Annotated in this window: 28 protein-coding genes and 1 pseudogene; 14 read left to right on the top strand and 15 right to left on the bottom strand. The window is 31.0% G+C overall.

What is annotated here, in order from left to right; all coding sequences use genetic code 11:
• Positions 1-6 precede the first annotated feature (6 nt).
• Genes AAH949_RS06135 through AAH949_RS06125 form a run of 3 tightly spaced genes read right to left on the bottom strand, consistent with a single transcriptional unit; the run spans position 7 to position 2,674 of the window.
• Positions 7-567, bottom strand: coding sequence for a DedA family protein (locus tag AAH949_RS06135; RefSeq protein ID WP_134237999.1), 561 nt, complete (start codon positions 565-567; stop codon positions 7-9).
• A gap of 9 nt (positions 568-576) precedes the next feature.
• Complete coding sequence (rny, locus tag AAH949_RS06130) at positions 577-2,130, bottom strand: ribonuclease Y (RefSeq protein ID WP_348518242.1); 1,554 nt, start codon at positions 2,128-2,130, stop codon at positions 577-579.
• The gene (locus AAH949_RS06125; protein ID WP_348519141.1) at positions 2,051-2,674 is read right to left on the bottom strand and encodes a 5-formyltetrahydrofolate cyclo-ligase; all 624 of its coding nucleotides are present in this window, start codon (positions 2,672-2,674) and stop codon (positions 2,051-2,053) included. Before AAH949_RS06125 ends, rny begins: the two co-directional genes overlap by 80 nt.
• 81 nt (positions 2,675-2,755) lie before the next feature.
• On the opposite strand from AAH949_RS06125, the gene AAH949_RS06120 reads away from it, so the two are divergent.
• On the top strand, positions 2,756-3,301 hold the full coding sequence (locus AAH949_RS06120) for a TlpA disulfide reductase family protein (protein ID WP_348518241.1): 546 nt from the start codon (positions 2,756-2,758) through the stop codon (positions 3,299-3,301).
• A complete protein-coding gene (ftsY, locus tag AAH949_RS06115; RefSeq protein ID WP_348518240.1) occupies positions 3,301-4,167 on the top strand; it encodes a signal recognition particle-docking protein FtsY in 867 nt (288 codons plus the stop codon). The genes AAH949_RS06120 and ftsY overlap by 1 nt, the downstream gene beginning before the upstream one ends.
• On the opposite strand, the gene AAH949_RS06110 is transcribed toward ftsY, so the two are convergent.
• Genes AAH949_RS06110 through AAH949_RS06095 form a run of 4 tightly spaced genes read right to left on the bottom strand, consistent with a single transcriptional unit; the run spans position 4,160 to position 7,232 of the window.
• Positions 4,160-5,125 carry a GTP-binding protein gene (locus tag AAH949_RS06110; RefSeq protein WP_348518239.1) on the bottom strand — a complete coding sequence of 322 codons (966 nt, stop codon included), beginning with the start codon at positions 5,123-5,125 and terminating at the stop codon, positions 4,160-4,162. The genes ftsY and AAH949_RS06110 overlap by 8 nt on opposite strands.
• Entirely contained in the window at positions 5,118-5,453 is a 336-nt protein-coding gene (locus AAH949_RS06105) for a hypothetical protein (RefSeq protein WP_348518238.1), read from the bottom strand. The genes AAH949_RS06110 and AAH949_RS06105 overlap by 8 nt, the downstream gene beginning before the upstream one ends.
• A 37-nt stretch (positions 5,454-5,490) precedes the next feature.
• Entirely contained in the window at positions 5,491-6,372 is an 882-nt protein-coding gene (locus AAH949_RS06100; protein ID WP_348518237.1) for a polysaccharide deacetylase, read from the bottom strand.
• On the bottom strand, positions 6,354-7,232 hold the full coding sequence (locus AAH949_RS06095) for a carbon-nitrogen hydrolase family protein (protein ID WP_348518236.1): 879 nt from the start codon (positions 7,230-7,232) through the stop codon (positions 6,354-6,356). Before AAH949_RS06095 ends, AAH949_RS06100 begins: the two co-directional genes overlap by 19 nt.
• Positions 7,233-7,375: 143 nt before the next feature.
• Between AAH949_RS06095 and radA the strand changes: the two genes are divergently transcribed.
• From radA to AAH949_RS06060, 7 genes are all read left to right on the top strand, one after another.
• Positions 7,376-8,716 carry a DNA repair protein RadA gene (gene radA / locus AAH949_RS06090; protein ID WP_348518235.1) on the top strand — a complete coding sequence of 447 codons (1,341 nt, stop codon included), beginning with the start codon at positions 7,376-7,378 and terminating at the stop codon, positions 8,714-8,716.
• A 76-nt stretch (positions 8,717-8,792) separates the two neighbouring features.
• Positions 8,793-9,473 carry a F0F1 ATP synthase subunit A gene (locus AAH949_RS06085; RefSeq protein WP_134237990.1) on the top strand — a complete coding sequence of 227 codons (681 nt, stop codon included), beginning with the start codon at positions 8,793-8,795 and terminating at the stop codon, positions 9,471-9,473.
• On the top strand, positions 9,470-9,652 hold the full coding sequence (locus tag AAH949_RS06080; RefSeq protein ID WP_134237989.1) for a hypothetical protein: 183 nt from the start codon (positions 9,470-9,472) through the stop codon (positions 9,650-9,652). Before AAH949_RS06085 ends, AAH949_RS06080 begins: the two co-directional genes overlap by 4 nt.
• A gap of 99 nt (positions 9,653-9,751) precedes the next feature.
• Entirely contained in the window at positions 9,752-11,170 is a 1,419-nt protein-coding gene (gene gatB, locus AAH949_RS06075) for an Asp-tRNA(Asn)/Glu-tRNA(Gln) amidotransferase subunit GatB (RefSeq protein WP_348518234.1), read from the top strand.
• Positions 11,170-12,063 (top strand): NAD(P)H-dependent glycerol-3-phosphate dehydrogenase, encoded by an 894-nt coding sequence (locus AAH949_RS06070; RefSeq protein WP_134237987.1) that lies wholly within the window; start codon positions 11,170-11,172, stop codon positions 12,061-12,063. The genes gatB and AAH949_RS06070 overlap by 1 nt, the downstream gene beginning before the upstream one ends.
• Before the next feature lie 15 nt (positions 12,064-12,078).
• A complete protein-coding gene (locus AAH949_RS06065) occupies positions 12,079-13,251 on the top strand; it encodes a metal-dependent hydrolase (RefSeq protein WP_348518233.1) in 1,173 nt (390 codons plus the stop codon).
• A 2-nt stretch (positions 13,252-13,253) separates the two neighbouring features.
• A complete protein-coding gene (locus tag AAH949_RS06060; protein ID WP_348518232.1) occupies positions 13,254-13,775 on the top strand; it encodes a hypothetical protein in 522 nt (173 codons plus the stop codon).
• Positions 13,776-13,780: 5 nt separating this feature from the next.
• On the opposite strand, the gene AAH949_RS06055 is transcribed toward AAH949_RS06060, so the two are convergent.
• Genes AAH949_RS06055 through AAH949_RS06025 form a run of 7 tightly spaced genes read right to left on the bottom strand, consistent with a single transcriptional unit; the run spans position 13,781 to position 19,867 of the window.
• Positions 13,781-14,341 carry a hypothetical protein gene (locus AAH949_RS06055; protein ID WP_348518231.1) on the bottom strand — a complete coding sequence of 187 codons (561 nt, stop codon included), beginning with the start codon at positions 14,339-14,341 and terminating at the stop codon, positions 13,781-13,783.
• Positions 14,338-15,456 carry a hypothetical protein gene (locus AAH949_RS06050; RefSeq protein WP_348518230.1) on the bottom strand — a complete coding sequence of 373 codons (1,119 nt, stop codon included), beginning with the start codon at positions 15,454-15,456 and terminating at the stop codon, positions 14,338-14,340. Before AAH949_RS06050 ends, AAH949_RS06055 begins: the two co-directional genes overlap by 4 nt.
• Positions 15,449-16,321: a GTPase Era gene (gene era, locus AAH949_RS06045; RefSeq protein ID WP_348518229.1), complete on the bottom strand. Its 873-nt coding sequence runs from the start codon at positions 16,319-16,321 to the stop codon at positions 15,449-15,451. The genes AAH949_RS06050 and era overlap by 8 nt, the downstream gene beginning before the upstream one ends.
• On the bottom strand, positions 16,318-17,637 hold the full coding sequence (gene hslU, locus AAH949_RS06040) for an ATP-dependent protease ATPase subunit HslU (protein ID WP_348518228.1): 1,320 nt from the start codon (positions 17,635-17,637) through the stop codon (positions 16,318-16,320). Before hslU ends, era begins: the two co-directional genes overlap by 4 nt.
• Entirely contained in the window at positions 17,634-18,176 is a 543-nt protein-coding gene (hslV, locus tag AAH949_RS06035; RefSeq protein ID WP_134237980.1) for an ATP-dependent protease subunit HslV, read from the bottom strand. The genes hslU and hslV overlap by 4 nt, the downstream gene beginning before the upstream one ends.
• Complete coding sequence (rplI, locus tag AAH949_RS06030) at positions 18,176-18,619, bottom strand: 50S ribosomal protein L9 (protein WP_134237979.1); 444 nt, start codon at positions 18,617-18,619, stop codon at positions 18,176-18,178. Before rplI ends, hslV begins: the two co-directional genes overlap by 1 nt.
• Before the next feature lie 27 nt (positions 18,620-18,646).
• Complete coding sequence (locus AAH949_RS06025; RefSeq protein ID WP_348518227.1) at positions 18,647-19,867, bottom strand: argininosuccinate synthase; 1,221 nt, start codon at positions 19,865-19,867, stop codon at positions 18,647-18,649.
• A gap of 189 nt (positions 19,868-20,056) precedes the next feature.
• Between AAH949_RS06025 and AAH949_RS06020 the strand changes: the two genes are divergently transcribed.
• From AAH949_RS06020 to AAH949_RS06005, 4 genes are read left to right on the top strand one after another with little or no spacing between them, the layout of a single operon-like run.
• A complete protein-coding gene (locus tag AAH949_RS06020) occupies positions 20,057-20,302 on the top strand; it encodes an RNA-binding S4 domain-containing protein (RefSeq protein WP_134237977.1) in 246 nt (81 codons plus the stop codon).
• On the top strand, positions 20,299-20,706 hold the full coding sequence (tsaE, locus tag AAH949_RS06015; protein ID WP_134237976.1) for a tRNA (adenosine(37)-N6)-threonylcarbamoyltransferase complex ATPase subunit type 1 TsaE: 408 nt from the start codon (positions 20,299-20,301) through the stop codon (positions 20,704-20,706). The genes AAH949_RS06020 and tsaE overlap by 4 nt, the downstream gene beginning before the upstream one ends.
• Complete coding sequence (lptB, locus tag AAH949_RS06010) at positions 20,699-21,427, top strand: LPS export ABC transporter ATP-binding protein (RefSeq protein ID WP_134237975.1); 729 nt, start codon at positions 20,699-20,701, stop codon at positions 21,425-21,427. The genes tsaE and lptB overlap by 8 nt, the downstream gene beginning before the upstream one ends.
• A complete protein-coding gene (locus AAH949_RS06005) occupies positions 21,427-22,671 on the top strand; it encodes an RNA polymerase factor sigma-54 (protein WP_134237974.1) in 1,245 nt (414 codons plus the stop codon). Before lptB ends, AAH949_RS06005 begins: the two co-directional genes overlap by 1 nt.
• A 354-nt stretch (positions 22,672-23,025) precedes the next feature.
• Here the strand turns inward: AAH949_RS06005 and AAH949_RS06000 are convergent.
• Positions 23,026-23,205, bottom strand: a pseudogene (locus AAH949_RS06000) (DNA-binding response regulator); the annotation flags it as partial.
• 6 nt (positions 23,206-23,211) lie between these two features.
• Between AAH949_RS06000 and AAH949_RS05995 the strand changes: the two are divergent.
• Complete coding sequence (locus AAH949_RS05995) at positions 23,212-23,853, top strand: phosphate ABC transporter ATP-binding protein (RefSeq protein ID WP_348519140.1); 642 nt, start codon at positions 23,212-23,214, stop codon at positions 23,851-23,853.
• Positions 23,854-24,127: the final 274 nt, after the last annotated feature.

Genomic DNA, 24,127 nt, shown 5'->3' with positions numbered 1-24,127 from the left:
TGAAATTTAAACCCTCTTTGAAAATTTTGTTAAATAAAACCAAAATATTAAAATAAGCAAGATTAAAAATATAGGAGCCAAATAAGGATAATTAGATAATCTTCCAAATATTTTTTCTACAATATGCCCAAAAGCAAAACCTAAATATCCAAAACCTACCGCCCATATAGCACTTGCCAATGCATTAATAATAAAAAATCTTAAAAAACTAAATTTGGCAATTCCTGCAGCCATAGGAATAAAAGTTTTTAAGCCATAAATAAATTTTTGAATGACAATCAGCATGTTTCCGTATTGCCTTATCTTAATCATCGCCAAAGCAATTTTTCGCCGATGATTTTTAAAATAAGGTAGAAGATCTTTTTTATAATATTTTCCCATAATAAAAAGCAAAGTAGAACCTATAATATTTGCTATAAATGCAAGTGCTATACATAAAGAAAGATTAAGATGTCCTTGTGCACTCAATACTCCGGCTGTTAAAATTCCAACCATACCTCCGCCTAAAGAATAAAAAAATAAAGCAATATAGCCATATTTTAACAAAGTATCTAACATCTCTTGCATTAAAAGACCTTATTTTGCATAATCTATAGCTCGAATTTCTCGAATCACATTAACTTTGATTTCACCTGGATATTGCACTTTCTCTTGAATTTCTTCGGCGATTTCTTTAGCCAAAAGCACAGCTTCATCATCATTGACTAGTTTTGCATTTGCAATGACTCTAATTTCTCTTCCTGCATTGATGGCGTAGGCATTTTTGATACCTTCTTTGCTTTTGGCTATTTCTTCAAGTTCGCTGACTCTTTTTAAGAAAGCTTCTAAAACTTCTCGTCTAGCACCTGGTCTTGCAGCACTTAAGGTGTCAGCAGCACAAACAGCGGCTGATTCTATGCTTGTGGCTTCTTCATGACCGTGATGGGCGTAAATGGCATTAATCACCGCAGGGTGTTCTTTATATCTTTTGCAAAGCTCAGCACCTAAATCTACATGAGAACCTTCAAAATCATGTGTTAAAGCCTTACCTATATCGTGTAAAATTCCAGCACGACGCGCCAAATTTTCATCCCCACCGCATTCAGCTGCGATAATTCCTGCTAAATGTGCCACTTCTAAAGAATGCGCTAAAGCGTTTTGTCCATAGCTTGCACGGTATTTTAATTTTCCTATGAGCTTGGTAATTTCAGGATGCATTCTTGAAAGTCCTAAATCCATAATAATTGTTTCACCTTCTTCTAGGATAGCATTGTCAAATTCTTTACAAACTTTTTCATGAATTTCTTCTATGCGTGCGGGTTGAATTCTGCCATCATCAACTAAAAGTTCTATAACTTTTGTAGCAATAGCACGGCGGTATAAATTAAAACAACTCACAATGATAGCACCTGGCGTATCATCAATGATAATATCAACACCTAAAACCATTTCTAAAGTTTTAACATTGCGCCCTTCTTTGCCTATAATGCGCCCTTTTAACTCATCATTTTTGATATTAACTACATTTATAAGTCTTTCGGCAGCGAATTCTCCTGCAAATCTTGAAGTCGCTTGTGCTAAGATATAATTTGCACGGCGTTTTGCTTCGCTTTTTGCTTCTTCTTCATATTTTCTAACGATATGAGCTATCTCATTGCGGGATTTTTCTTCCACTTTTTGAAGGATAATTTCTTTAGCTTCGTTTTGGGTAAGTCCTGCACTGCGTTCGAGAATTTTTAAAGCTTGTGTGATTTTTTCTTCATAGTTTCTTTTTAAGTTTATATTTTCATTGCGTTCATCACAAAGATTTTTTTTAATTTTTTCTATTTCATCTTTGTCGCTTTTTATGCGTTCTTCTTGAGTGAAGAGTTTTTGTTCTCTTTTAACAACTTCGTCAAGTTTTTGATTATATTCTTTTTGAATTTTATTGACTTTGTCGTCAAATTTTTTTCTCGCTTCAAATTCGGCATTCATTACTGAATTTTTTGCATCTTTTAAAACAAGTTCTGCTTCGTACTCGATAGCTTTAGCTTTAGCTTTAGCCTGTTCTATGAAAATGTCTTGATTGACATCATTGAATTTTTTGGCAACTAAATATCCAATCCCACCGCCGATTATAGCGGCTATAAGTACAATAATTGTGCTTAGCATTTTTTATTTTCCTATAATATTTTTTAAAAGGATTAATAAAGAAATCGCCTTGTATATCGTGTTTTTCGCTTAAATTTACCTTGCATAAACCATTAAGGCTTTGCGTAAAGATAATAAGAGGTCTATAATTTAAATTTGCAAAAAACCTATCATAAAAGCCATTTCCGTGCCCAATTCTTCTGAAGTTAGCATCCGCTCCTATTACTGGAACGATAGCAAGATCAATTTTTACATTTACAAAAGAATTATTGGGCTCATAAATCCCAAATTTTTTCCTGCCAAAAGGCAGTCTTAATTTTACAATTTTTAAACTTTCATCTTGCATAAATGGAACAAAAATTGTGCAGTTTTTACAAAATTTGCGTCTAAAAAGTAATAGATTTGGCTCATAAGGAAGCGGGATATAAAGCAAAATTTTTTTACATCTTTGTTTTTTGATGATTTCTTGTATGGATTTGAAAATTTTATAATTTTGTATTGGAGCCTTTTTTATATACTTTTTTAATTCTTTTTTTTGTTTTGAGCGGAAATTTTCTTTACTTATCAATTTTTTATCCTATTAAAAAATTTTATGCTACAATTTTAGCATTTTTATCTAAAATTAATCATTTTTAAAAGGTTGTCAGTGTATAAAAAAATTTTATTTTTATTTTCTATACTTTTGGTGTTTAATGCCTGCGATAATAAGAGCAAAGAACAAGATTTAAATGTTAGCACCGCACTTTTAACTCAAGGCGATAAGGTGAATTTTTCCCTAAAAACTAATGACGGAAAAAATATTTTTATTAAAGCAAATTCTGATGCTATTGAATTTGAAAACGAGGGCAAAGCGACTTTGTTTGTCTTTTTCGCAACTTGGTGCCAACCTTGTTTAGCTGAAATTCCACATTTAAATAAACTTCAAGAAAAATACAAAGAAAGTTTTAAGGTAGTAGGAGTATTGCTTGAGGATATGAATAATGAGAATTTAAGTGCATTTATTAATCAATATAAAATTAACTACAGTATTTCTTTTGGAGAAGGTAATTATTTGCTTGCTAAAAGCATAGGAGGAATTGAAGGAATTCCCACCATGGTGCTTTATGATAATAATAGTAAAATGATTAACCTTTACACAGGACTTATTCCAGAAGAAATGCTGGATATTGATATACAAAGGGCTTTATTGTAATGTTAAATTTTTTAAAACAAGGTTTAAAAAAGACCATTGAAAGTATTTCGCAAATCAAAGCGGATAATAAAAAAATCACAAAAGATTTATTGGAAGAAATGTTATTGGAAGCAGATGTGGCGTATGAGATTGTTGAAGAAATTATTTATTATTTGCCACCCAGTGATGAGGTTAAAAAAGCTGATTTAAAGCGCGTGATGGGTACATATTTTTTATATGATAAAGTGCAATTTTCTTCTGCAAAACCTTTTGTGGAATTAATTTTAGGAGTAAATGGCGCAGGTAAAACGACTAGTATTGCAAAACTTGCAAATTTATACAAAAGTCAAGGTCAAAAAGTGATTTTAGGAGCTTGTGATACTTTTAGAGCAGGAGCTATTGAGCAATTGCGTCTTTGGGCGGAAAAAATCGGAGTAGAAATTGTAATAAGCGCTCAAGGTCATGATCCTTCAGCGGTAGCCTTTGATACCATTTCAAAAGCACTTGCAAAAAATTATGATAAAGTAATTATTGATACAGCTGGAAGATTGCAAAATCAAAAAAATTTAGCCGCTGAGCTTGAAAAGATTGTAAGAATTTCAAATAAAGCTATGCAAGGTGCGCCTCATCTTAAAATTTTAGTGCTTGATGGCACTCAGGGTAATGCTGGAATTTTGCAGGCTAAAGCTTTTAATGAGCTTGTAAAGCTTGATGGGGTGATTATTACAAAGCTTGATGGCACAGCAAAAGGCGGAGCGCTTTTTAGTATAGCAAGAGAATTAGAGCTTCCTATTTTATATATAGGAACGGGCGAGAAAATGCAAGACTTGCATGAATTTAATGCGCAAGATTATTTAGATACTTTATTAGAGCCTATTTTTAGTTAATAATAAATTCGATTTTTTCTTTAGATAATGCTAAAAAACTTTCCAAGGAAGAAATGATTTTCAAAGGGTCTAAATTTTTTGCGATAAAAACAAGTTTATTTTCTTTATCGTAAGTGTTTTTAATGTGTGTAGGAGGATGAATGATATGTCCTACACCATTGATATTAACTAAAAAATCTTCCCCAATATCCAATAAACCTTTTACTCTTAAAATTTGCGTTCCGTATTGATGCAAAAGCATACTAAGCCAAATTCCAAATATACTCCAATCAATAGCTTTTTTAAAGCTTATGCAAATGGATTGTATGTTTTTATTGTGAAAATTTTTGTTGGGTGTTTTGTTAAAAAATATTTCTTGGCGTTTGGTGTTTAGGAGCGTATTAAAGGTAAAATTTTCTTTTTTAATGATGTTAATTCCTTGGTGAATGGAATTGATTTTTTCATTTAAAATTTGAGTGTTTGCATTAAGATCGTTTTTTGTCATTAAAATACAATCAGAACTTGCAATTTGATTATAAGCCTCTTCGTTGTTTTCTATATGGTCTAATCCATTTAAAGCATCGATACAAGTAATGATATTTGAAATTTCAAAATGATGAAACAAAAAAGCATCACTTAAAAAAGTAAAGATAATAGGAGCAGGATTTGCTAGCCCTGTTGTTTCTATAATCACTCTTTGTAAAATTTGTGATTTTTTATCATAATTATCAAGTAAATTTCTAAGTTTTTGGATTAAATCCTCTCTTTTGTTGCAGCACATGCAACCTGAATTTAAAAATAGGGTTTTTTCTTTGATAAAATCTGCATCTAAAATGCTGTGATCAAGTGAAATTTGACCCAGTTCATTAACTATGATAGCGATATTATCTTGCTTTTCTTTACTTAAAAGTTCTTTTAAAAAAGTGGTTTTGCCACTACCTAAAAACCCTGTAATGATATGAATAGGAATTTTAGCCATTGTATGTTCTTAAATGAAATAATAATTTTTCGTCTAAAGCATCAAAGGGTCGTTTTTCAAGTTCATTGGCTTTTATCCATAAATCGCCTAAATCATTAACTATAATGTCTCGTCCTTTTTGGTTACTAAGTATATATTTACTGCCTTGCCATTCTTTGAGTTTTAAACCATAAAAATTCAAGATAATGTTTAAAAATTTAACCTTTTTAAGTCTTAAACGCATTCTTTCTTTTTGATTTTCTCCCAGACTAATGAAGGATTTTTCTTCTTTAAATTGCACATCACTCCAGTGAAATTTAGTAATCATTTCTCCGCATAAAATACACATATTTTAACTCCTTTGCAAGGTTAAAACCTTGCAAATTTTATTTTTTTCTTGGACATCGTTTTAAAAAATCATCCGCCATAGCATTTAAATTTACCCATTTTACACCTTCGTGTTTATTGATATGTTCAATAATTCTTTCATGCATCAACAAAACTTGAGGACGTGCACTAACATCAGGGTGTATAGTCATAGGAAAAATAGCATAATCCATCTCACGATATACCCAATCAAACTGATCAATCCACATTTGTCCTATATCGCGTGGAGAGACAAAGCCAAAGCTATTTGGGGATTTTTTGATAAACATCATAGGAGGTAAATCATCTAAATACCAATTAGCAGGAATTTCAACCAAATCAGTTTCCTCGCCACGCACTAAAGGTTTCATCCAATCTTTTGCCTCAGCACTATAATCAATTTTAGTCCATTTATCGCCTACACGTACATAATACGGCGTAAAATCATTATGCATTAAGGAATGGTCATATTTTATACCATGTTTTAGCAAGAGTTCATTAGTGATATTTGAAAATTCCCACCAAGGTGCAACATAGCCACTTGGTTTTTTACCGCTTATTTTTTCTATTAATTCTATGCTTTTTAATAAGACATCTTCTTCTTGCTTAGCACTCATAGCAATGGGATTTTCATGTGAATACCCATGTGCACCTATTTCATGTCCCGCATCAACTATCATTTTCATTTGATCTGGGAAAGTTTCTATAGAGTGTCCTGGTGCAAACCAAGTTGCGGGAATGTTATACTTTTTAAAAAGTTTTAAAAGTCTAGGAATACCAACTTCTCCAGCAAAAAGTCCTCTTGAAATATCATCAGGAGAGTCTTCTCCGCCATAACTTCCAAGCCAACCAGCTACCGCATCAATATCCACGCCATAGGCAACTAAAATTTCTTTTGCCATTTTTTCTCCTTTGTGTTAAGATGAATTTCTTTTAGATTTTTTTGTGTTAGTTTTAAATTTAAATCTTTTAAATAAGGGATAGTATTTCTTTGAATTTCAACTTCTTTTATATCGATTTCATTAATGATAAAGCCTTCTTCTTTTTCACAAGTTGCTAAAATTTCTCCCTTTGGATTGATTATTCTTGAATGACCTGCAAATTCTAATTTATTTCCATCTATTTTTGATATTTCTTCGCCACTGCGATTACTTGCTAGGACAAAAACTCCATTTTCTAAAGCTCTTGCTTTGCTTGCCAAATCCCAAGCATAAGTTCTAACCTTTCCAAAAGCAGCACTATAGCAGATAATTTGAGCGCCTTGCAAAGCTAAAATTCTAGCCCCTTCGCCAAAACCAACTTCATAACAAATTTGCAAACCAAGCTTGATGCTAAAATTTGGAAATTTTAATTTAAATACAGGATATTTATTACCTTTTTGAAATCTTTTCTTCTCATTTCCCCAAAGATAAATTTTTCTATATTTTCCAATAAGTCCTTTTGTTCCTAGTATATAAGCAGTATCAAAAAGTTTATTTTGATCTTTTTCTATGCTACAAGCTATAATATAAGCTTTATATCTTATGGCTAAGTTATGCAAGGATTTTAGGGTAGGGTGCTTTAAGTCTTTAAAAGAAAGTGCGTATTTTTGATCTTTATCTTCCACACAATATCCACTATCAAAAAGTTCTGGTAAAACTATAATTTTTGCTCCTTGTTCTAAGGCTTGTTTACTCAAAATCAGTGCTTTGCTTATATTATTTTTTACATCATATGATAGGGGCGAAAATTGTATGAGCGCGACTTGAATTTTCTTTTCCATAACATTCTCCTTGTTAGGAATTTGTTTAACTTTTTTTATCATATCCTTTAAATTCTTAAATCTTTTATTTTTGATTCAAGTTAATTTAAAAGAAAGATAAAGTGTGTAAAATTGTTATATTAAATTTTTAAAATGAGAAAACAATGGCAAAGAAGCAAATTTTATTTGAATGTCAAGCTTGTGGAAATCAGCAAGGCAAATGGATTGGAAAATGTCCAGATTGTGGAGCTTGGGATAGTTTTGTAGAATTAAAACAAGAACAAATTAAAGTTTTAAAAGAGCTTTCTAAAATTTCAAATTCACCAAGCGTAGCGGTTTGTATAGAAGAAGTGGTTGCTGAAAAATTTGCAAGAATTTCTACTGATGATAAAGAACTTGATTTGGTTTTAGGTGGTGGTTTGGTTGTTGGGAGTTTGGTTTTGATAGGCGGAAGTCCAGGGGTTGGGAAATCTACTCTTTTGTTAAAAATCGCTTCGAATTTAGCTAAAAGTGGCAAGAAAGTGCTTTATGTAAGTGGCGAAGAAAGTAAATCTCAAATCAAATTAAGAGCCGATCGTTTAGATGCTAATACGCCTAATTTATTTTTATTAACCGAGCTTTGTTTAGAAGATATTTTAGACGAGCTTAATAAAAAGGATTATGAAATTTTAATCATTGATTCCATACAAACTTTATATTCAAACAAAATCGCTTCAGCAGCGGGAAGTATCACGCAGGTTAGAGAAATCACTTTTGAGCTTATGCGTTTTTCAAAAGCCAAAAATATCAGCACTTTTATCATAGGTCACATTACAAAAGATGGTGCTATTGCTGGGCCTAGAATTTTAGAGCATATGGTGGATGTAGTACTCTATTTTGAAGGCGATGCGAACAAAGAAATTAGGCTTTTAAGGGGCTTTAAAAATCGTTTTGGAAATATCAGTGAAGTAGGGATTTTTGAAATGACTTCTAAAGGACTTATTAGTGCTAAAGATATAGCTAATAGATTTTTTTCAAGGGGTAAGGCTATAAGCGGAAGTGCTTTAAGTGTAGTAATGGAAGGAAGCAGGGCTTTGATCTTAGAAATTCAAGCCTTGGTTTGTGAAAGTGCTTACCCAAAACGAAGCGCCACAGGCTATGAAAAAAACCGCTTAGATATGCTAATTGCTTTGCTTGAAAGAAAACTTGAAATTCCTTTAGGGCATTATGATGTTTTTATTAACGTTAGTGGCGGGGTAAAAATTAGCGAAACAGCAGCAGATTTAGCAGTAGTTGCAGCTATCATTTCAAGTTTTAAAAATCGTCCTTTAAGCAAGGATAGTGTTTTTATAGGAGAGCTTAGTTTAAATGGGGAAATTAAAGAAGTTTTTTCACTTGATACGCGCTTAAAAGAAGCCAAAATGCAAAATTTTAAAAATGCTATTATTCCCATTAAACCTATGGAAAATATAGGTATTAAATGTTTTGTGGCTAAGGATTTAAGAGAAGTTTTAGAATGGATGTAAAAAAATTACTTTTCATCAAAATGTAAGCAAATTTAAGTTATAATATCAGTTTTAATACTTTTACTTAAGGTTTATTATGAAAGATTTGTTTTTATTTAGCTCACTCATCAACGAAAGCCATACTTTCGCTTATTTTTTTCATCTTATTTTAGTTGTTGTAATTGCTTTTCTTTTTGCAAAATTTGCAACAAGATCCATGCAACTTGTACCTAGAGGAAGTCAAAATTTAGCAGAGGCTTATTTGGATGGCATTTTAAGCATGGGGCGTGACACTATGGGTAGCGAGGAAGCTGCGAGAAAATATCTCCCTTTGGTTGCAACTATTGGTTTGGTAGTATTTTTCAGTAATATTATAGGTATTATACCTGGCTTTGAGGCACCTACTGCTAGTTTAAATTTAACAGCAGCTTTAGCTTTGATTGTATTTTTTTATTATCATTTTGAAGGCATTAGAACGCAAGGTTTTTTCAAATACTTTGCGCATTTTATGGGACCTGTTAAAATTATTGCTCCTTTAATGTTTCCTATAGAACTTGTTTCTCATTTTTCTCGTATTATTTCTTTGTCTTTTCGTTTGTTTGGTAATATCAAAGGAGACGATTTATTTTTAGCAGTTATTTTAGCACTTGCTCCTTGGGTAGCTCCACTTCCTGCTTATGTGCTTTTAACTTTTATGGCTTTTTTACAAGCTTTTATTTTTATGATTTTAACTTATGTGTATTTAGCAGGTGCGACTGTTATTGAGGAAGGTCATTGATTTATATTTTAGAATTTTTTAAAGGTGCATCATGGGCTTTAGTGCTTTTTGGTGCATTCTTTTTGTTTTTTCATTTTACTTATTTTTATCTTTATCTTTGTACTATAGGCCTTCTTTTAAGTTTAGTTGTTTCTTTATTGTTGCGAAATTATGAATTACATCAAAAGCTGCTAGATTAATTTTTACAAATAAAATAGAATGAAGATTTTATTTGTAAGTTTAAAGACTTTTTGAAAGAAAAAATGTTAAAATAAGTCTAAAAAATTCAAGGAAAATCAATGTTTGAAGTAGTCATAGGACTTGAAGTTCATGCTCAATTAAATACTAAAACGAAAATCTTTTGCTCATGTGCGACTTCTTTTGGAGAAGCCCCAAATACCAATGTTTGTCCTACTTGTTTAGCTTTACCTGGTGCTTTACCTGTTTTAAATGAAGAAGCAGTAAAAAAAGCTATTGCTTTTGGGAAAGCAGTGAATGCAACTATAAATAAAAAAAGTATTTTTAATAGAAAAAATTATTTTTATCCAGATTTGCCAAAGGCTTATCAAATTTCGCAATTTGATATTCCTATAGTAGAAAAGGGTGAGCTTTTCATTAATGTAAATGGTGAGAATAAACGCATAGGTATCACTAGAGCGCATTTGGAAGAAGATGCAGGTAAGAATATCCATGAGAATGATTTTTCTAAGGTGGATTTAAATCGTGCTGGAACACCTTTACTTGAAATTGTAAGCGAGCCAGAACTTAGAAGTAGTGATGAAGCAGTGGCTTATCTTAAAAAATTACATTCCATCATACGCTTTTTAGATATTTCTGATGCAAATATGCAAGAAGGAAGTTTTAGATGTGACGCAAATGTTAGCATAAGACCAAAAGGTGATACTAAACTTTACACTAGAGTAGAAATTAAAAACCTTAATTCTTTCCGCTTTATTCAAAAGGCTATAGAATATGAAGTAAAAAGACAAAGCGAGGCGTGGGAAGATGGAGTTTATGATAAAGAAGTCGTGCAAGAAACAAGGCTTTTTGATACGACAAATTTAGTTACAAGAAGTATGCGTGGTAAGGAAGAAGCAGCGGAATACCGCTATTTTCCTGATCCTGATTTGTTACCTGTTTTATTAAAAGATGAGTTTTTAGAGCTTAAAATTCCAGAACTTCCAGATGAGAAAAAAACGCGTTATATGAGAGAACTTGGCATTAAAGAAAGTGATGCGGAAGTGCTAATAAGCTCACTTGAAATGAGTCGTTTTTTTGAGAGCTTGATTGCTTTAAATTTAAATCCTAAACTTTGTGTAAATTGGTTAAATACTGAACTTATGGGACTTTTAAAAGGAGAACTTACCATAGAAAATTCTCCTGTCAATGCAAATAAACTTGGTGCTTTAATCAAACGCATAGAAGATGGTACTATTAGTGCCAAGGCCGCTAAGGATGTTTTGGCTTTTGTTTTTGAAAATACTGAAGTAGAAATTGATGAAGCTATTGAAAAGCTAGGACTTAAACAAGTGAGTGATGACTCGGCCATTGAAGCGGTAATTGATCAAATTTTAAATGCAAATGCTGATAAAGTTGAAGAATATAAGAGTGGAAAAGATAAACTTTTTGGCTTTTTTGTGGGTCAAACTATGAAAGAAGGCAAGGGTGCTTTTAATCCTGTTAAGGTTAATGAAATTTTAAAAACAAAGCTTAGCTAATGAGCAAGATCGCAGTAATTGGTGCAGGGAAGTGGGGTAGTGCTTTACATAGTGCCTTAAGCATTAAAAATACTTGTGTTATCACTTCTCGCACACAGCGAGCTTTAGTTGATTTTGTAAGCTTGCAACAAGCACTAGATTGTGAATATTTGATTTTTGCTTTAAGTTCTCAAGGAATTCATTCTTGGCTTGAGCAAAATTTTATCAATAAGGGGCAAAAAATTCTTATTGCTTCAAAAGGCATAGAAACTTCAACTTGTAAATTTTTAGATGAAATTTTTAGCGAATTTGTAGATAAAGACAAACTTTGTGTTTTAAGTGGTCCTTCTTTTGCAGCCGAAGTTATGCAAAAACTTCCCTGTGCTTTGATGATTAGTGGTGTAAATCAAATACTTTGCAAAGAATTTGCAAATTTTTTTCCTGATTTTATAAAAGCTTATACAAATGATGATGTGCGTGGGGCTGAAATTTGTGGTGCTTATAAAAATGTCTTAGCAATTGCTAGTGGTATAAGTGATGGTTTAAAGCTTGGTAATAATGCAAGAGCTTCTTTAATCTCTCGTGGCCTTGTTGAAATGCATCGTTTTGGTAAGTTTTTTGGTGCTAAAGAAGAGACTTTTTTGGGGCTTAGTGGGGCAGGAGATTTGTTTTTAACAGCTACGAGCACTCTTTCAAGAAACTACCGAGCCGGATTGATGCTAGCACTTGGAAAAGGGTATCAAGATATAATTAATGAGTTAAAAGAGGTTGTAGAGGGTATACCTACGGCTTTTGCTATAGAAAAAATTTCACAAAAAGAGCAAATTTATACCCCTATAGTTAAAGAGGTTGTGGCCATACTTTACGGTAAGGACGCAAAGGAATCTCTTAAGGATTTATTAAGACAAAATTGATTTTAGGAAGATATCATGATTATTAAAAACGCAAAAATTTACGGAGAAGAGTTAAAGGATATTCAAATTTTAGAAGGCAAAATTACTCAAATTGCCAATGGATTACATGATAATGAAGAAATTATTGATGCACAAGGCCTGAGTGTTTTGCCTTCTTTTGTTGATCTTAATGTAAATTTTAAGAATGATAAATTTAGTTTAGAGCATCTTGATATTTTAGAACAAGAGTGTCTGAAATCTGGAATTTCAAGTATAGTTTTAAGAGATAAGATGGACTTTGAAGAGGAAAATTACACCTTGTTTTTAGATCGCTTAAAGCAAATGAAAATCGATGTTTTTTCTAGTATTCGAGTGCTTGACTCTAATAAAAAATTAAAAAATCTCTCCACCCTAGTAAATAAGGGAGCTTTAGGACTTGAGTTGAAAAGTTCCAGCGAAGCAAATATCGTAAAACTTGCTATGCAGTATGCTTTGATGAAAAATGTGCCTATATTCGTTGAATGTTATAATGAAGGTTTTAATGATGGCGGAGTGATGAATAATTCTGACATTAGTTTTGAATTGGGTCTTGTTGGAATGAATGCAATAAGCGAGTATAGCGAAGTGGCTAAGATGAAGCAAATTGCTAAATTTTATAATGTAGAAATTATCTATGATGGTTTAACTCTAAAAAATTCTTTAGAGTTATTAAGTGAAGATGATTGCATATTGGCTAGCATCCATCATTTAATTAAAAGTGATGAGGCGTGCTTGGGTTTTAATACTGCTGCAAAAATTTTTCCGCCATTGCGTTCTAAAGAAGATAGAGATTTTTTAAAGCAAGCTTTAAAAAAGAATAAAATCAAATTCTTAACTTCTTTACATAATCCAAAATCTATTTCTCTAAAAGATTTGGCTTTTGATGAGGCGGCATTTGGAATTCACGGACTTTGTGACTTTATAAGTCTTTGTTATACCTTCTTTATAAAAAATGGTTTTTTAACTTGGCGGGAACTTTGCAAGTTTACAAGTAAAAATCCTAGTGAATTTTTAGGTTTAAATAGTGGAATCATAGAGATTGGCAAAGAAGCAAATTTGGTTATTTTTGATGAAGATGAAGAAAATTTTACGCCAAAAGGCTCGCTTTATGCTAATGATAAGCTTTTTGGAAAGGTTAAAATGCATATGATTAAGGGTGAAATGTTTTAAAAATGCTAGTAGAAATTCTAGCAATTTATCTAATTATTTTTATTTTTGCACTTATACCCTTGTTTGCTTTGAAATTTCAAAGGGCAAAGTGGCTTTTGCTAGTGTTTTATATTTTAATCATTTGCTTTTGGATGATTATTTTTTTAGATTCTAGTAGGGATTTACTTTTTGTTTTAACGCATTTTTCTTATATTGCTCCTTTGCTTTGTTGCGTGATTGGAATTTTTAGTTTTATTTGGCATAAAAAAGAGTTTTTTACAATTAAGTTTTATCTTTCTGGTTTTTATTTATTTGTATCCTTATGTGCTTTTTTTACTTTTTTTCTTTCAGAACTTCCAAAGAACAAAGGTTTTTATGTGGATGAAAATAATTTATATGAATTTTATATTTTTGGAAGCATTATGATGTTCTTATCTATGTTAGGGCTTTTTGGAATTTATAAAAACAAAAAATATTTGCTCTATTTTACTTATAGTTTTATTATATTTTTGGTTATTCTAAATAGTTTTTATTTTTCAACTTAAATACTTTAAAGTTCAATTAATGGATCAAGCACTATAAAATTAAGTTTTAAAGTAATATCTAAATATTCTTCCTTGCTTTGAATATTTAGCTTTTCTATACTAAAAAAGTGTTTGTCGTTATTTAAATCTTGTAAGAAACTTAAAAGTTGAACAAAAGAGCTTTGAAAATTTATTTTTAAATGATGAATTTGAAATTGCTCCATCTTTGTTGTTTGAGTGTCTAAGTCTTTAAAGTATAAAGAATTTTCATTTGCTTTTTTCTGCAAAGCATTCATATAGTCATTATAGCTTTTTTTGAGTATTAATAAACCTTGTTTTAGATTAAAAAGTTCTTCGCTTTGATTTTGATATTTGGCATTAAGAGAAAGTAGTTTTTGGTTTAATTGCTCGCTTTTACTTTGTGAATTTTGCAAAAGTAATTGCAAGGCTTCGTCATTGTTATCGTTTTCTAAATAGGTTTCACTAAGTTTTAAAGCCAAAAAGACACCAGCAAAAATAATTAAAATAAAATATAAAATTCTTTCTCTGGGATTTAAATTTTCTAAAAAAATATTAATTTTATTCATTGACGAAGTTCCAATTCTATATGATATATTTTATTTTTAATTTCTTTTTTCTTAAGGATAAAATTAGGACTTAGGTGGATTTCGCTTAAGAGTTTTTCTAAAGTACTACTTTGTTCAGCTTGAATGTAAATTTTATGAGAATGGATGTTTAAATTATTTATTTTTACATTATATTCTTGTAAAAGTTTGCTAAGCTGGTAAATATTTTCCAAGGGAGAATTAAAGGAAATATGCTCATTTAAATTTTTAAAAATATCTTTGTAATCATTAAGTAGATTCTCATTTTCTTGCACTTGTTTTTCTTTTTTTACTATAGCAATGCTTAAATTTTGTTCTTGTAAATTTAATTGCGAAAGTGATGTTTGCAAAAGCTCCTTTTCTTGATTAAATTTATATGCATCATAGACTTTGAAAAATGATGGTATAAGAGTTGCCATAAAAGAAATGAGAAAAATAAATATACTTTTTTGCCAAAGATTTAATCTCGAAGGAGAATGTTTGATAAAGTTGGCACTTTTTTGCAATTGAATGTTTTTTAAAAGTTCAGGATAAATGGATTTATCAAGAAGGGAGCAATGTGCGTTAAGCTTTTCTTTGCAAAATTTAGAAAAATTAAATTTATCATTAATAAATACGATATGTTTTATTTTGTATTTTTGAAGCAAAATTTCTAATCTTCCTTGTCCAAAAACCACATTCTCAAAACTATCTTGAATATCTTGATTGGCAATTTTTTTAAGACTAAAATTAGGAATGATTTTGTAGTTTTTAAAAATTTGATTTTGATAAAAGCAAGCGCAAGTAATATTTTCATCAAAATGAACAAAACAAATGTTTTCATCACTTTTATAAGCACTAAAAAGCAGAGCTTGTGCAAATATATCGTCACATTTAAAATCAATATTTTCACTTAAAGTTAAAAAAATATGCGCTAAATTTTCTTCTAAAATATAAGACATTTGATAGTTTAAATTTTCTGTAATATTTAAATCTTCGCAAGATTTTTCAAATAAAATTTCTTCTAAATTTTCACTTTTTTCATAGGGAAGCTGAGTGTATAAGACTTGCTCAAAATTTAGGAATTTTCTTTCTTTATTTTTTAAAATTTTAATCATTTAGTATTGCTTTTTTGATGAAATCTTGGTCTTTTTGCCAATCTTTTTTTACTTGAACGAAAAGTTTTAGCATTACTTTTTTATTAGCTAATTTTTGAATTTTTTCTCTCGCATCTTTACCAAGTCTTTTAATGCTAGCACCATTTTTTCCTATTAGCATTGCTTTATGTGAATTAGTGTTTGTGATAATATTTGCATCGATAAAAAGTATTTGTGCTTCTTCTTTAAAGCGAGTTATGATAACTTCACTACTATAGGGTAACTCATCACTAAAATTTTCATATAAGGATTCTAAAATAAAATCCCTATAAATTTCTTTCTCATTGCTATTTGTAATAAATTCAGGATCAAAGAAATACTCGTGTTCTGGAAGGTATTTGCAAATTTCATCAAGTAAAATTTTTTTATAAGCTTTTTTCTTGCAAGAAAAAGGAATAAGAGCTTGAAACTGTTCTTTAAATAAATTGTATTCATCGAGTTTTTTAAGCAAACTTGCATTATCACACAAATCAACTTTGTTTAAAACGATGATATGCGGTGTTTTGGGATTAAGTTTTAAAAAGTCCTGATAATTTTGCATATCATCATAAATGCTTGCTACAAAAACAATCAGATCGCAATCTGCTATAGATTTAATCGCCGATTGAATCATGAGCTGATTTAATATCGCATCGCTTTTGTGTAACCCTGGCGTATCAATGAAGATAAGTTGATTATCCTTATACATCACGATAGCACTGATTTTGCGTCTTGTGGCATTTTGTTTGTGTGAAACAAGAGTGATTTTCTCATCTAATAAAGAATTTATAATACTACTTTTCCCAGCATTTGTTCTTCCTATAAGAGAGATGAAACCACTTTTCACAAAATATACCTAGCCAAGTCTTTATTTTCGATAATATCTCCAAGTTTTTCTTCTACCATTTTTTTGTCCACTATGAATTTTTTGCCCGCATATTCATCAGCTTCAAAACTTAAATCTTCAAGTAATTTTTCTATCACCGTATGTAAACGCCTTGCGCCAATATCTTGCATTTCTTCATTGGCTTTAGAGGCAATTTTTGCAATTTCTTTTATGGCTTCATCTTCAAATTCAAGCTCTAAATTTTCAGTTTTTAAAAGTTCAGCATATTGTTTTAAAAGTGAATTTTTTGGACGCGTTAAAATCTCATAAAGCGCTTTATCATCAAGGCTATCTAGTTCCACTCTTAAAGGAAAACGCCCTTGAAGTTCAGGGATTAAATCGCTTGGTTTACTAAGATGAAAAGCCCCTGCTGCTATAAAAAGGATATGATCGGTTTTTAAAGTGCCGATTTTTGTTTGCACATTAGATCCTTCGACAATAGGAAGTAAATCTCTTTGTACACCTTCTTTGCTTGGATCTTGGCGGTTTGAATTTCCACTTGAAACGGCGATTTTATCAATCTCATCAATGAAAATAATTCCTTCATTTTCGGCTCTTCTTAAAGCTTCACTTTTGATACTTTCTTGATCTAAAATTTTTTCTCCAGCCTCTGTTTTTAAAGCATTTTTGGCATCTTTGATTTTCATTTCTTTTTTGACTTTTTTGCTGCCTACACCGATAACTTTAACTATATCTTGCATAGCCCCCATTTCAGGCGGTAAATTTGGGTTTGTATCAAACATACTTTGAGAAATTTCTATTTCTATCACGCTTTCATCTAAATCGCCATTTCTAAGTTTTAAACGCATTTTTTCTAAAGAATTTTTATATTCTTCTTGTTTTTCATCACTTACTCCTTTTGGTAAAGGGGGTAAGAGTTTTTCTAAGATTTTATTTTCTATAAATTCATCGATTTTTTCTTTATTTTTTTCTCTTTGTTCATTTTTTACTAAATTTAAAGCCGCATTCGCTAGATCTCTTACCATACTTTCAACATCACGACCCACAAAACCAACTTCAGTGTATTTGCTTGCTTCTATTTTAATAAAAGGAAAACCCATCATTTTTGCTAAACGCCTTGCAATTTCGGTTTTACCTACACCGGTTGATCCTATCATTAAGATATTTTTTGGCATGATATCATCTTGAAGTTCAGGACTAAGCTGCATCCTGCGATAACGATTTCTTAAAGCTATGGCTATGATTTTTTTAGCTTTTTTTTGTCCTATAACATAATCATCTAAAAATTTAACGATTTCTTTTGGGGTTAAATTCATTTCTCATCCTCGATTACATAAGTTTTTATATTAGTATTAGTATAAATGCAAATCTCACCTGCGATCTCAAGGCTTGATTTTACTAATTCTTCTTCATCTAAACTCGCATGCTTTGCTAAAGCTCTTGCAGCCGAAAGTGCGTAGTTTCCTCCGCTTCCAATAGCGACAATTTTTCCATCTTCGGGCTCAACCACATCACCTGTGCCAGAAAGCAAGAAAATATGTTCTCTATCAAGCACTATCATCATGGCTTCAAGTTTTCTTAAATATTTGTCTTTTCTCCATTCTTTAGAAAAATCAATCGCCGCTTTTAAAAGATCGCCTTTAGAGCTTTGGAGTAAATTTTCAAACATATCAAAAAGATTAAAAGCATCTGCAGTAGATCCTGCAAAACCTGCTAAAACTTTGCCATTATTTAGCTTTCTGATTTTTACTGCATTACCTTTTAAGACGGTGTTACCAAAGCTTACTTGACCATCTCCACCGATTACAGATTTGCTTTTACCTTTATAAGCTAAAATCGTTGTTGCATGAAACATTATTCAGCCTTTATGTTGATTTTAAAATTTGCATGGATAGCATGGCCTAATTTTACGCTTACTTCGTGCAAACCAAGATTTTTTAAGGTATCACACTCTAAACTTTTTTTATCAATTTCTATATTTTTTTGCGTTTTTAAGGCATTTGCTATTTCATCTTTAGTTACTCCGCCAAATAAACTTCCATTTGCACCCACAGGCTTTGAAATTTCAAGTGTGATTTTGCTAAGCTCATCTTTTAATTTTTCTAAATTCGCTATTTCAAAACGCAAATTTTCTGCTTCTTTTTTCTTATCACTTTCGTATTTTCTTAAAACTTCAGTTGTAGCAGCCTTAGCAAAACCTTTTCCTATTAGGAAATTTTGCCCATAGCCATCTTTTACTTCTTTGACTTCTCCAGCTTTTCCGAGTCCTTTTACATCTTTGATTAATAATACTTTCATTTCGTCCTTTCGTTACCTTTTGTATAATTAAAATTTTCTTCCATTTTTACCTGCAATGATAAAACGCAAGGCATTGAGTTTAATAAATCCTGCTGCATCCTTTTGATTATACACTTCATCTTCTTCGAAAGTGCAATAAGCTGCATTAAACAAGCTATCATTAGCGCTTTCGCGGCCAATCACCATCACATTACCTTTATAAAGTTCTAATTTTACTTTGCCATTAGTGTGTTTTTGAGACTCATCGATTAAGGCTTGGAGCATATATCTTTCCGGCGAAAACCAATAGCCATTATAAATCAAGCTTGCATATTTTGGCATAAGTTCGTCTTTTAAATGTGCCGCTTCTCTATCAAGCGTAATGCTTTCAATAGCACGATGTGCTTTTAAAAGTATAGTTCCGCCTGGGGTTTCATAGCAACCACGACTTTTCATACCTACATAACGATTTTCTACTATATCAAGGCGTCCTATACCATGTTTACAACCTAATTCATTCAGTTTTGTTAAAAGTCCTGCTGGGCTTAATTTTTCGCCATTTATAGCTACTAAATCACCTTTAACAAATTCAAGTTCTATAATTTCGCTTTCATTAGGAGCTTCTTTTGGGCTTTTGCTCCATCTCCACATATCATCTTCAGGGGCGTGTGCTGGATCTTCTAAAACAAGCCCTTCATAAGAAATGTGAAGCAAATTTGCATCCATAGAATAAGGTGATTTACCTTTTTTCTTAGTAATATCAATACCATGTTTTTGTGCATAGGCTAGAAGTTTTTCGCGGCTATTTAAATCCCATTCTCTCCAAGGAGCAATGATTTTTAAATCAGGATTGAATGCTAAATATCCAAGCTCAAAGCGCACCTGATCGTTTCCTTTACCTGTAGCTCCATGACTTACTGCATCTGCGCCAGTTTGTAAGGCGATTTGCGCTTGGGTTTTTGCGATTAATGGGCGTGCAATGCTTGTGCCTAGCAAGTATTCCCCTTCATAAATTGCATTTGCTCTAAACATAGGAAATACATAATCTTTTACAAATTCATCTCTTAAATCTTTAATAAAAATATTTTCTTCTTTAATACCCAAAGAAAGGGCTTTTTTTCTAGCAGGTTCAAGTTCTTCGCCTTGACCAATATCTGCCGTGAATGTCACTACTTCGCAATTGTATTCATCTTGTAACCATTTTAAAATAATACTTGTATCAAGTCCCCCAGAATAAGCTAAAACAACTTTTTTTACATCATTTTTCATTATTCATCCTTTTTATGTGAAAATTGTTGGAAATTTTAGCTAAAAATAATTACATTATAGCTTTAAATTTGAAAAAAATATTTTTTAAATTTGCATCTGTTTGATTAATGAATCGAAGATAAAACACAAAATTCAATAAATAAGCATTTTTTGTTCCAAAAATTAGTTTTTTTTGATAAAATTACAAGAATGAGAGTAGATAAGTTTTTAAATACGGTAAATATTACAAAGCGTCGAGCGATTTCTGAAGATATGTGTAAAAGTGGTGTAGTAACTATTAATGGTATTGTGGTTAAGCCTAGTAAAGAGGTTAAAATCGGTGATATACTTAGCATACAATTTACTACACATCAAGATAATTATAAAGTTCTTGCTATTCCACAAAATAAAAGTATCCCAAAATCAGCTCAAAATGAATATGTGGTAAAAATATGAAAGAAATGGTTTTAGCTTTAGATGAGCTTGATAAAATTTGTGAAATTTTGCCTAAAAATGGTGTGGTGATTTTGCAAGGAGATTTAGCAAGTGGTAAGACCAGTCTTGTAAAGGCTTTAGCGGCTTTTAGACAAAGTCAAATTATACCAACATCGCCTACTTTTTGTACAATGCAAGAATACCTTAGTCAAGAAGGAAAAATCTATCATTATGATATTTATCAAGAAGGTTTTGAAAAATTGTTGAAAAATGGTTTGATAGAAAATTTTTTTGAACAAGGTTTGCATTTAGTAGAATGGGGTGATGAAAAACTTAAAAAATATTTAGATCGTTTTGAAATTCCAAATTTAATGATAAAAATTACGCCTCAAAATTACAAAAGAAAGTATGAAATTTATGAGTAAGTTAGAAGTTAGCAATTTAGAAAAAACGATTCGAAAAACCAAAATCATTCAAAGTGTATCTTTGGAAGTAAATAGTGGTGAAGTTGTCGGACTTTTGGGTCCAAATGGGGCAGGTAAAACCACGACTTTTTATATGATATGTGGTCTTATACCACCAAGTAGTGGTAGAGTTTTATTGGATGGGAAGGATATTACCAAAGAACCTTTAAATAAAAGAGCTAGACAAGGCATCGGTTATTTGCCACAAGAAAGCAGTATATTTAAAGATTTAAGCGTAGAAGATAATTTGCTTTTAGCAGCTCAAATTTTTTATAAAGATAAGAAAATTTTACATGAAAAAGTAGAGCAAATGCTTGAGTTATTAAGCATAGAGCCTATTCGCTTAAGGAAGGGTTTGAGTTTAAGTGGTGGAGAAAGGCGGCGTTGCGAGATCGCAAGATCCTTGATGTGTAATCCAAAATTTTTACTTCTTGATGAACCTTTTGCTGGAGTTGATCCTATTGCAGTGGCTGAAATTCAGAGTTTGATTAAAGAGTTAAAAGCTCTAAATATAGGTATTTTAATTACTGATCATAATGTTAGAGAAACTTTGGCAATTTGCGATAGAGCTTATGTTATTAAATCAGGAAGTTTGCTTGCTAGCGGTAGCGCGGAAGAAATTGCACGCAATCAAGATGTAAAAAAACATTACTTAGGATCAGAGTTTAGGCTCTTAGAATAATGCTAAAACAAAAAACTTCTATCGCTCAAAAGGCTAAATTATCACAAACCTTGCGTTCTTGGCTTCCTATTTTGCAAGCTAATATTGAAGATTTAAAAGAAAATTTAAGTGAAATTGCTAAGGATAATCCTTTTGTTAGCGTGGAAGAAAATTCGCAAAATTTTAAACTTCCTAAAAAACAGCATTTTGAAAATTTTCATAAAAATTCAATTTCAGATACGCTAGAGGCTTTAAGTGTTGATAAAAAAAGTGTTTATGAGCTTTTAAACGAACAAATTATTCCTCCACTTTTTCCTACTCAAAAATCTCAAGAAATTGCAGAAAAAATTATTTCTTGTTTAAATCATGAAGGATATTTTGAATTTGATGATGAGGTGTTTGTAGGGATCACTCAAGAAGATTTAGAAAAGGTTAGGGTGAGATTTAAGTATCTTGATCCTTTGGGTGTTGGTGCTAAGGATTATAAGGAAGCTTTACTTTTTTGTCTTGATAATGAAGAGCTTGAAGATGAACTTTATGAATTTAGCAAAAAATTAATTTTAAATTTTGAAAATATACACGAATTTATCAAAGAACCTTTATATAAAACAGCTTTGCGTTTAATTAAAAAATTTTCTACTCCACCTTTTTTGGAATATTTTGAAGATAGTAACCATGTAGTGCCTGATATTTTTGTGTATAGAGAAAATGATGAAATTAAAGTGAAAATTAATGATGATTATTATCCAGAAATTTGTTTGCAAACCGATGATTTAAATCATGAATTTTTAAATTCTTACATCAAAGAAGCAAAAAATCTCATTGATGCTTTAGAGATGCGTAAGGCAACTTTATATAAGATAGGGCTTATGATTATTGAACATCAGTATGATTTCTTTTTGGGTGGAGATATTAAGCCAATGCGCCTAAAAGATTTAGCTCAAGATTTAGAACGCAATGCTTCGACGATTTCAAGAGCTATTGCGAATAAATATTTAAGTTGCGATCGTGGTTTAATTCCTTTAAAGCAGTTTTTTGCTACAGCATTGGATGATGGAGAAACTTCAAATGCCAGTGTAAAGGATTATATATGTGCTTTGATTAAAAAAGAAAATCACAAAAAGCCTTTGAGTGATCTTAAACTTCTTGAACTTGCAAGTAAAGAATTTAAGATTGAAATTGGCAGAAGAACTATTACAAAATACCGCAAACAAATGGGGATTGCAAGCTCTAGCCAAAGAAAAAAGCTTTATAGCTTAGAATAATAGGTTGCATATCTTCTAAGCTTCTAACCTTTTCCTAAAACAATTTTTTATATAATTTCCAAGCTTTAAGGATAACCGACTGAAGACTTTGAATAAAGTTGAAAGGAGGTTGAGATGAACGAAGTAATTATCATTTTGATACTTTTAGTAGTCCTTATCGTAGCGATTAAAAGCTAGATAAGAACTGATTTTTAAAAAAAGCTAATTTAATTTTAAAAAAACCCTGCTTAGTTTGTCCTTAAAGTCATAAAGTCTTCATAAATAGCAGGGTGAAGACTTCGAAAGTTCATTGTTTTATGTTTAAATCTTAAAAATTATTTTTTCATCTTTAAATTTTAAAATTCTTTCATCTGTATTTAAAACAAAGTTCTCAAAAATTAAAATTTCCTTTTTTGTATTGGTTCTTTTGGTTATTGCTTTGATTCTAAATAATAACTCATTGAAATTAAAAGGCTTGCAAATATAATCATCACAACCTTCTTTAAAGCCATCTAAAATATCTTTTTGCAAGGTTTTAGTGCTTAAGAAAATCACCCATTAATCGGTGCTTCAGGGTGTGGGAAATCAACATTTTTGCGTTGTTTTAATCGTATGAATGATAAAATCGCAAAAATTGATGGACTGGTAGAAATTGACAATAAAGATGTGAAAAATCAAGATGTAGTGGTTTTGCGTAAAAATGTGGGTATGGTTTTTCAACAACCCAATGTTTTTGTAAAAAGCATTTATGAAAATATTTCCTATGCGCCAAAACTTCATGGAATGATTAAAAATAAAGATGATGAAGAAGCTTTGGTGGTGGATTGTCTTAAAAAAGTAGGGTTATATGAAGAGGTAAAAGATAAATTAAAGCAAAATGCCTTAGCACTTTCGGGCGGACAGCAACAACGCCTTTGCATTGCAAGAGCTTTAGCGATAAAACCTAAACTTTTGCTTTTAGATGAGCCAACTTCTGCACTTGATCCTATAAGTTCAGGCGTTATTGAAGAGCTTTTAAAGGAATTAAGCCATAATCTTTCTATGATCATGGTGACACACAATATGCAACAAGGCAAACGCGTGGCTGATTTTGTAGCATTTTTTCATTTAGGAGAGCTTGTAGAATTTAGTGAAAGCAAGGAATTTTTTGAAAATCCAAAGCAAGAAAAAACCAAAGCATATTTAAGTGGTGCCTTTGGGTGAGATTTTTAATATTAATTTTTTTATTCCATCTATAAACCTTATTTGACAAAGACTTTTTTATAAAATAGGGGAGAGTAAGATAAATTTCTCTTTCCTTATTTTAAAGATAAAATAATATAAATTTAAATCCTTATTTTTTGAAAATTAAAATAAACTTAAAATTTGAAATTTAAAAATTTTTAAATTAAAAATTTATTGTTTTGATGTGTTTATAATAGCATTTGTTTTTATTGTATTAAAATTATTACTTGTAGTATATAATTTTGTTACTTGG

It is taken from the genome of Campylobacter sp. CCS1377 (genome assembly GCF_040008265.1).
Lineage (GTDB): Bacteria > Campylobacterota > Campylobacteria > Campylobacterales > Campylobacteraceae > Campylobacter_D.
The sequence above is the reverse complement of the archived record's forward strand: the minus strand, read 5'-3'. Positions and strand labels throughout refer to the sequence as shown.

Bases quoted from the DNA above. Each gene is read 5' to 3' on its own strand.
- AAH949_RS06135 (WP_134237999.1), bottom strand. From the start codon at position 567: ATGCAAGAGATGTTAGATACTTTGTTAAAATATGGCTATATTGCTTTA.
- rny (WP_348518242.1), bottom strand. From the start codon at position 2,130: ATGCTAAGCACAATTATTGTACTTATAGCCGCTATAATCGGCGGTGGG.
- ftsY (WP_348518240.1), top strand. From the start codon at position 3,301: ATGTTAAATTTTTTAAAACAAGGTTTAAAAAAGACCATTGAAAGTATT.
- AAH949_RS06110 (WP_348518239.1), bottom strand. From the start codon at position 5,125: ATGGCTAAAATTCCTATTCATATCATTACAGGGTTTTTAGGTAGTGGC.
- AAH949_RS06105 (WP_348518238.1), bottom strand. From the start codon at position 5,453: ATGTGTATTTTATGCGGAGAAATGATTACTAAATTTCACTGGAGTGAT.
- AAH949_RS06100 (WP_348518237.1), bottom strand. From the start codon at position 6,372: ATGGCAAAAGAAATTTTAGTTGCCTATGGCGTGGATATTGATGCGGTA.
- AAH949_RS06095 (WP_348518236.1), bottom strand. From the start codon at position 7,232: ATGGAAAAGAAAATTCAAGTCGCGCTCATACAATTTTCGCCCCTATCA.
- radA (WP_348518235.1), top strand. From the start codon at position 7,376: ATGGCAAAGAAGCAAATTTTATTTGAATGTCAAGCTTGTGGAAATCAG.
- AAH949_RS06085 (WP_134237990.1), top strand. From the start codon at position 8,793: ATGAAAGATTTGTTTTTATTTAGCTCACTCATCAACGAAAGCCATACT.
- gatB (WP_348518234.1), top strand. From the start codon at position 9,752: ATGTTTGAAGTAGTCATAGGACTTGAAGTTCATGCTCAATTAAATACT.
- AAH949_RS06070 (WP_134237987.1), top strand. From the start codon at position 11,170: ATGAGCAAGATCGCAGTAATTGGTGCAGGGAAGTGGGGTAGTGCTTTA.
- AAH949_RS06065 (WP_348518233.1), top strand. From the start codon at position 12,079: ATGATTATTAAAAACGCAAAAATTTACGGAGAAGAGTTAAAGGATATT.
- AAH949_RS06060 (WP_348518232.1), top strand. From the start codon at position 13,254: ATGCTAGTAGAAATTCTAGCAATTTATCTAATTATTTTTATTTTTGCA.
- AAH949_RS06055 (WP_348518231.1), bottom strand. From the start codon at position 14,341: ATGAATAAAATTAATATTTTTTTAGAAAATTTAAATCCCAGAGAAAGA.
- AAH949_RS06050 (WP_348518230.1), bottom strand. From the start codon at position 15,456: ATGATTAAAATTTTAAAAAATAAAGAAAGAAAATTCCTAAATTTTGAG.
- hslU (WP_348518228.1), bottom strand. From the start codon at position 17,637: ATGAATTTAACCCCAAAAGAAATCGTTAAATTTTTAGATGATTATGTT.
- hslV (WP_134237980.1), bottom strand. From the start codon at position 18,176: ATGTTTCATGCAACAACGATTTTAGCTTATAAAGGTAAAAGCAAATCT.
- rplI (WP_134237979.1), bottom strand. From the start codon at position 18,619: ATGAAAGTATTATTAATCAAAGATGTAAAAGGACTCGGAAAAGCTGGA.
- AAH949_RS06025 (WP_348518227.1), bottom strand. From the start codon at position 19,867: ATGAAAAATGATGTAAAAAAAGTTGTTTTAGCTTATTCTGGGGGACTT.
- AAH949_RS06020 (WP_134237977.1), top strand. From the start codon at position 20,057: ATGAGAGTAGATAAGTTTTTAAATACGGTAAATATTACAAAGCGTCGA.
- tsaE (WP_134237976.1), top strand. From the start codon at position 20,299: ATGAAAGAAATGGTTTTAGCTTTAGATGAGCTTGATAAAATTTGTGAA.
- lptB (WP_134237975.1), top strand. From the start codon at position 20,699: ATGAGTAAGTTAGAAGTTAGCAATTTAGAAAAAACGATTCGAAAAACC.
- AAH949_RS06005 (WP_134237974.1), top strand. From the start codon at position 21,427: ATGCTAAAACAAAAAACTTCTATCGCTCAAAAGGCTAAATTATCACAA.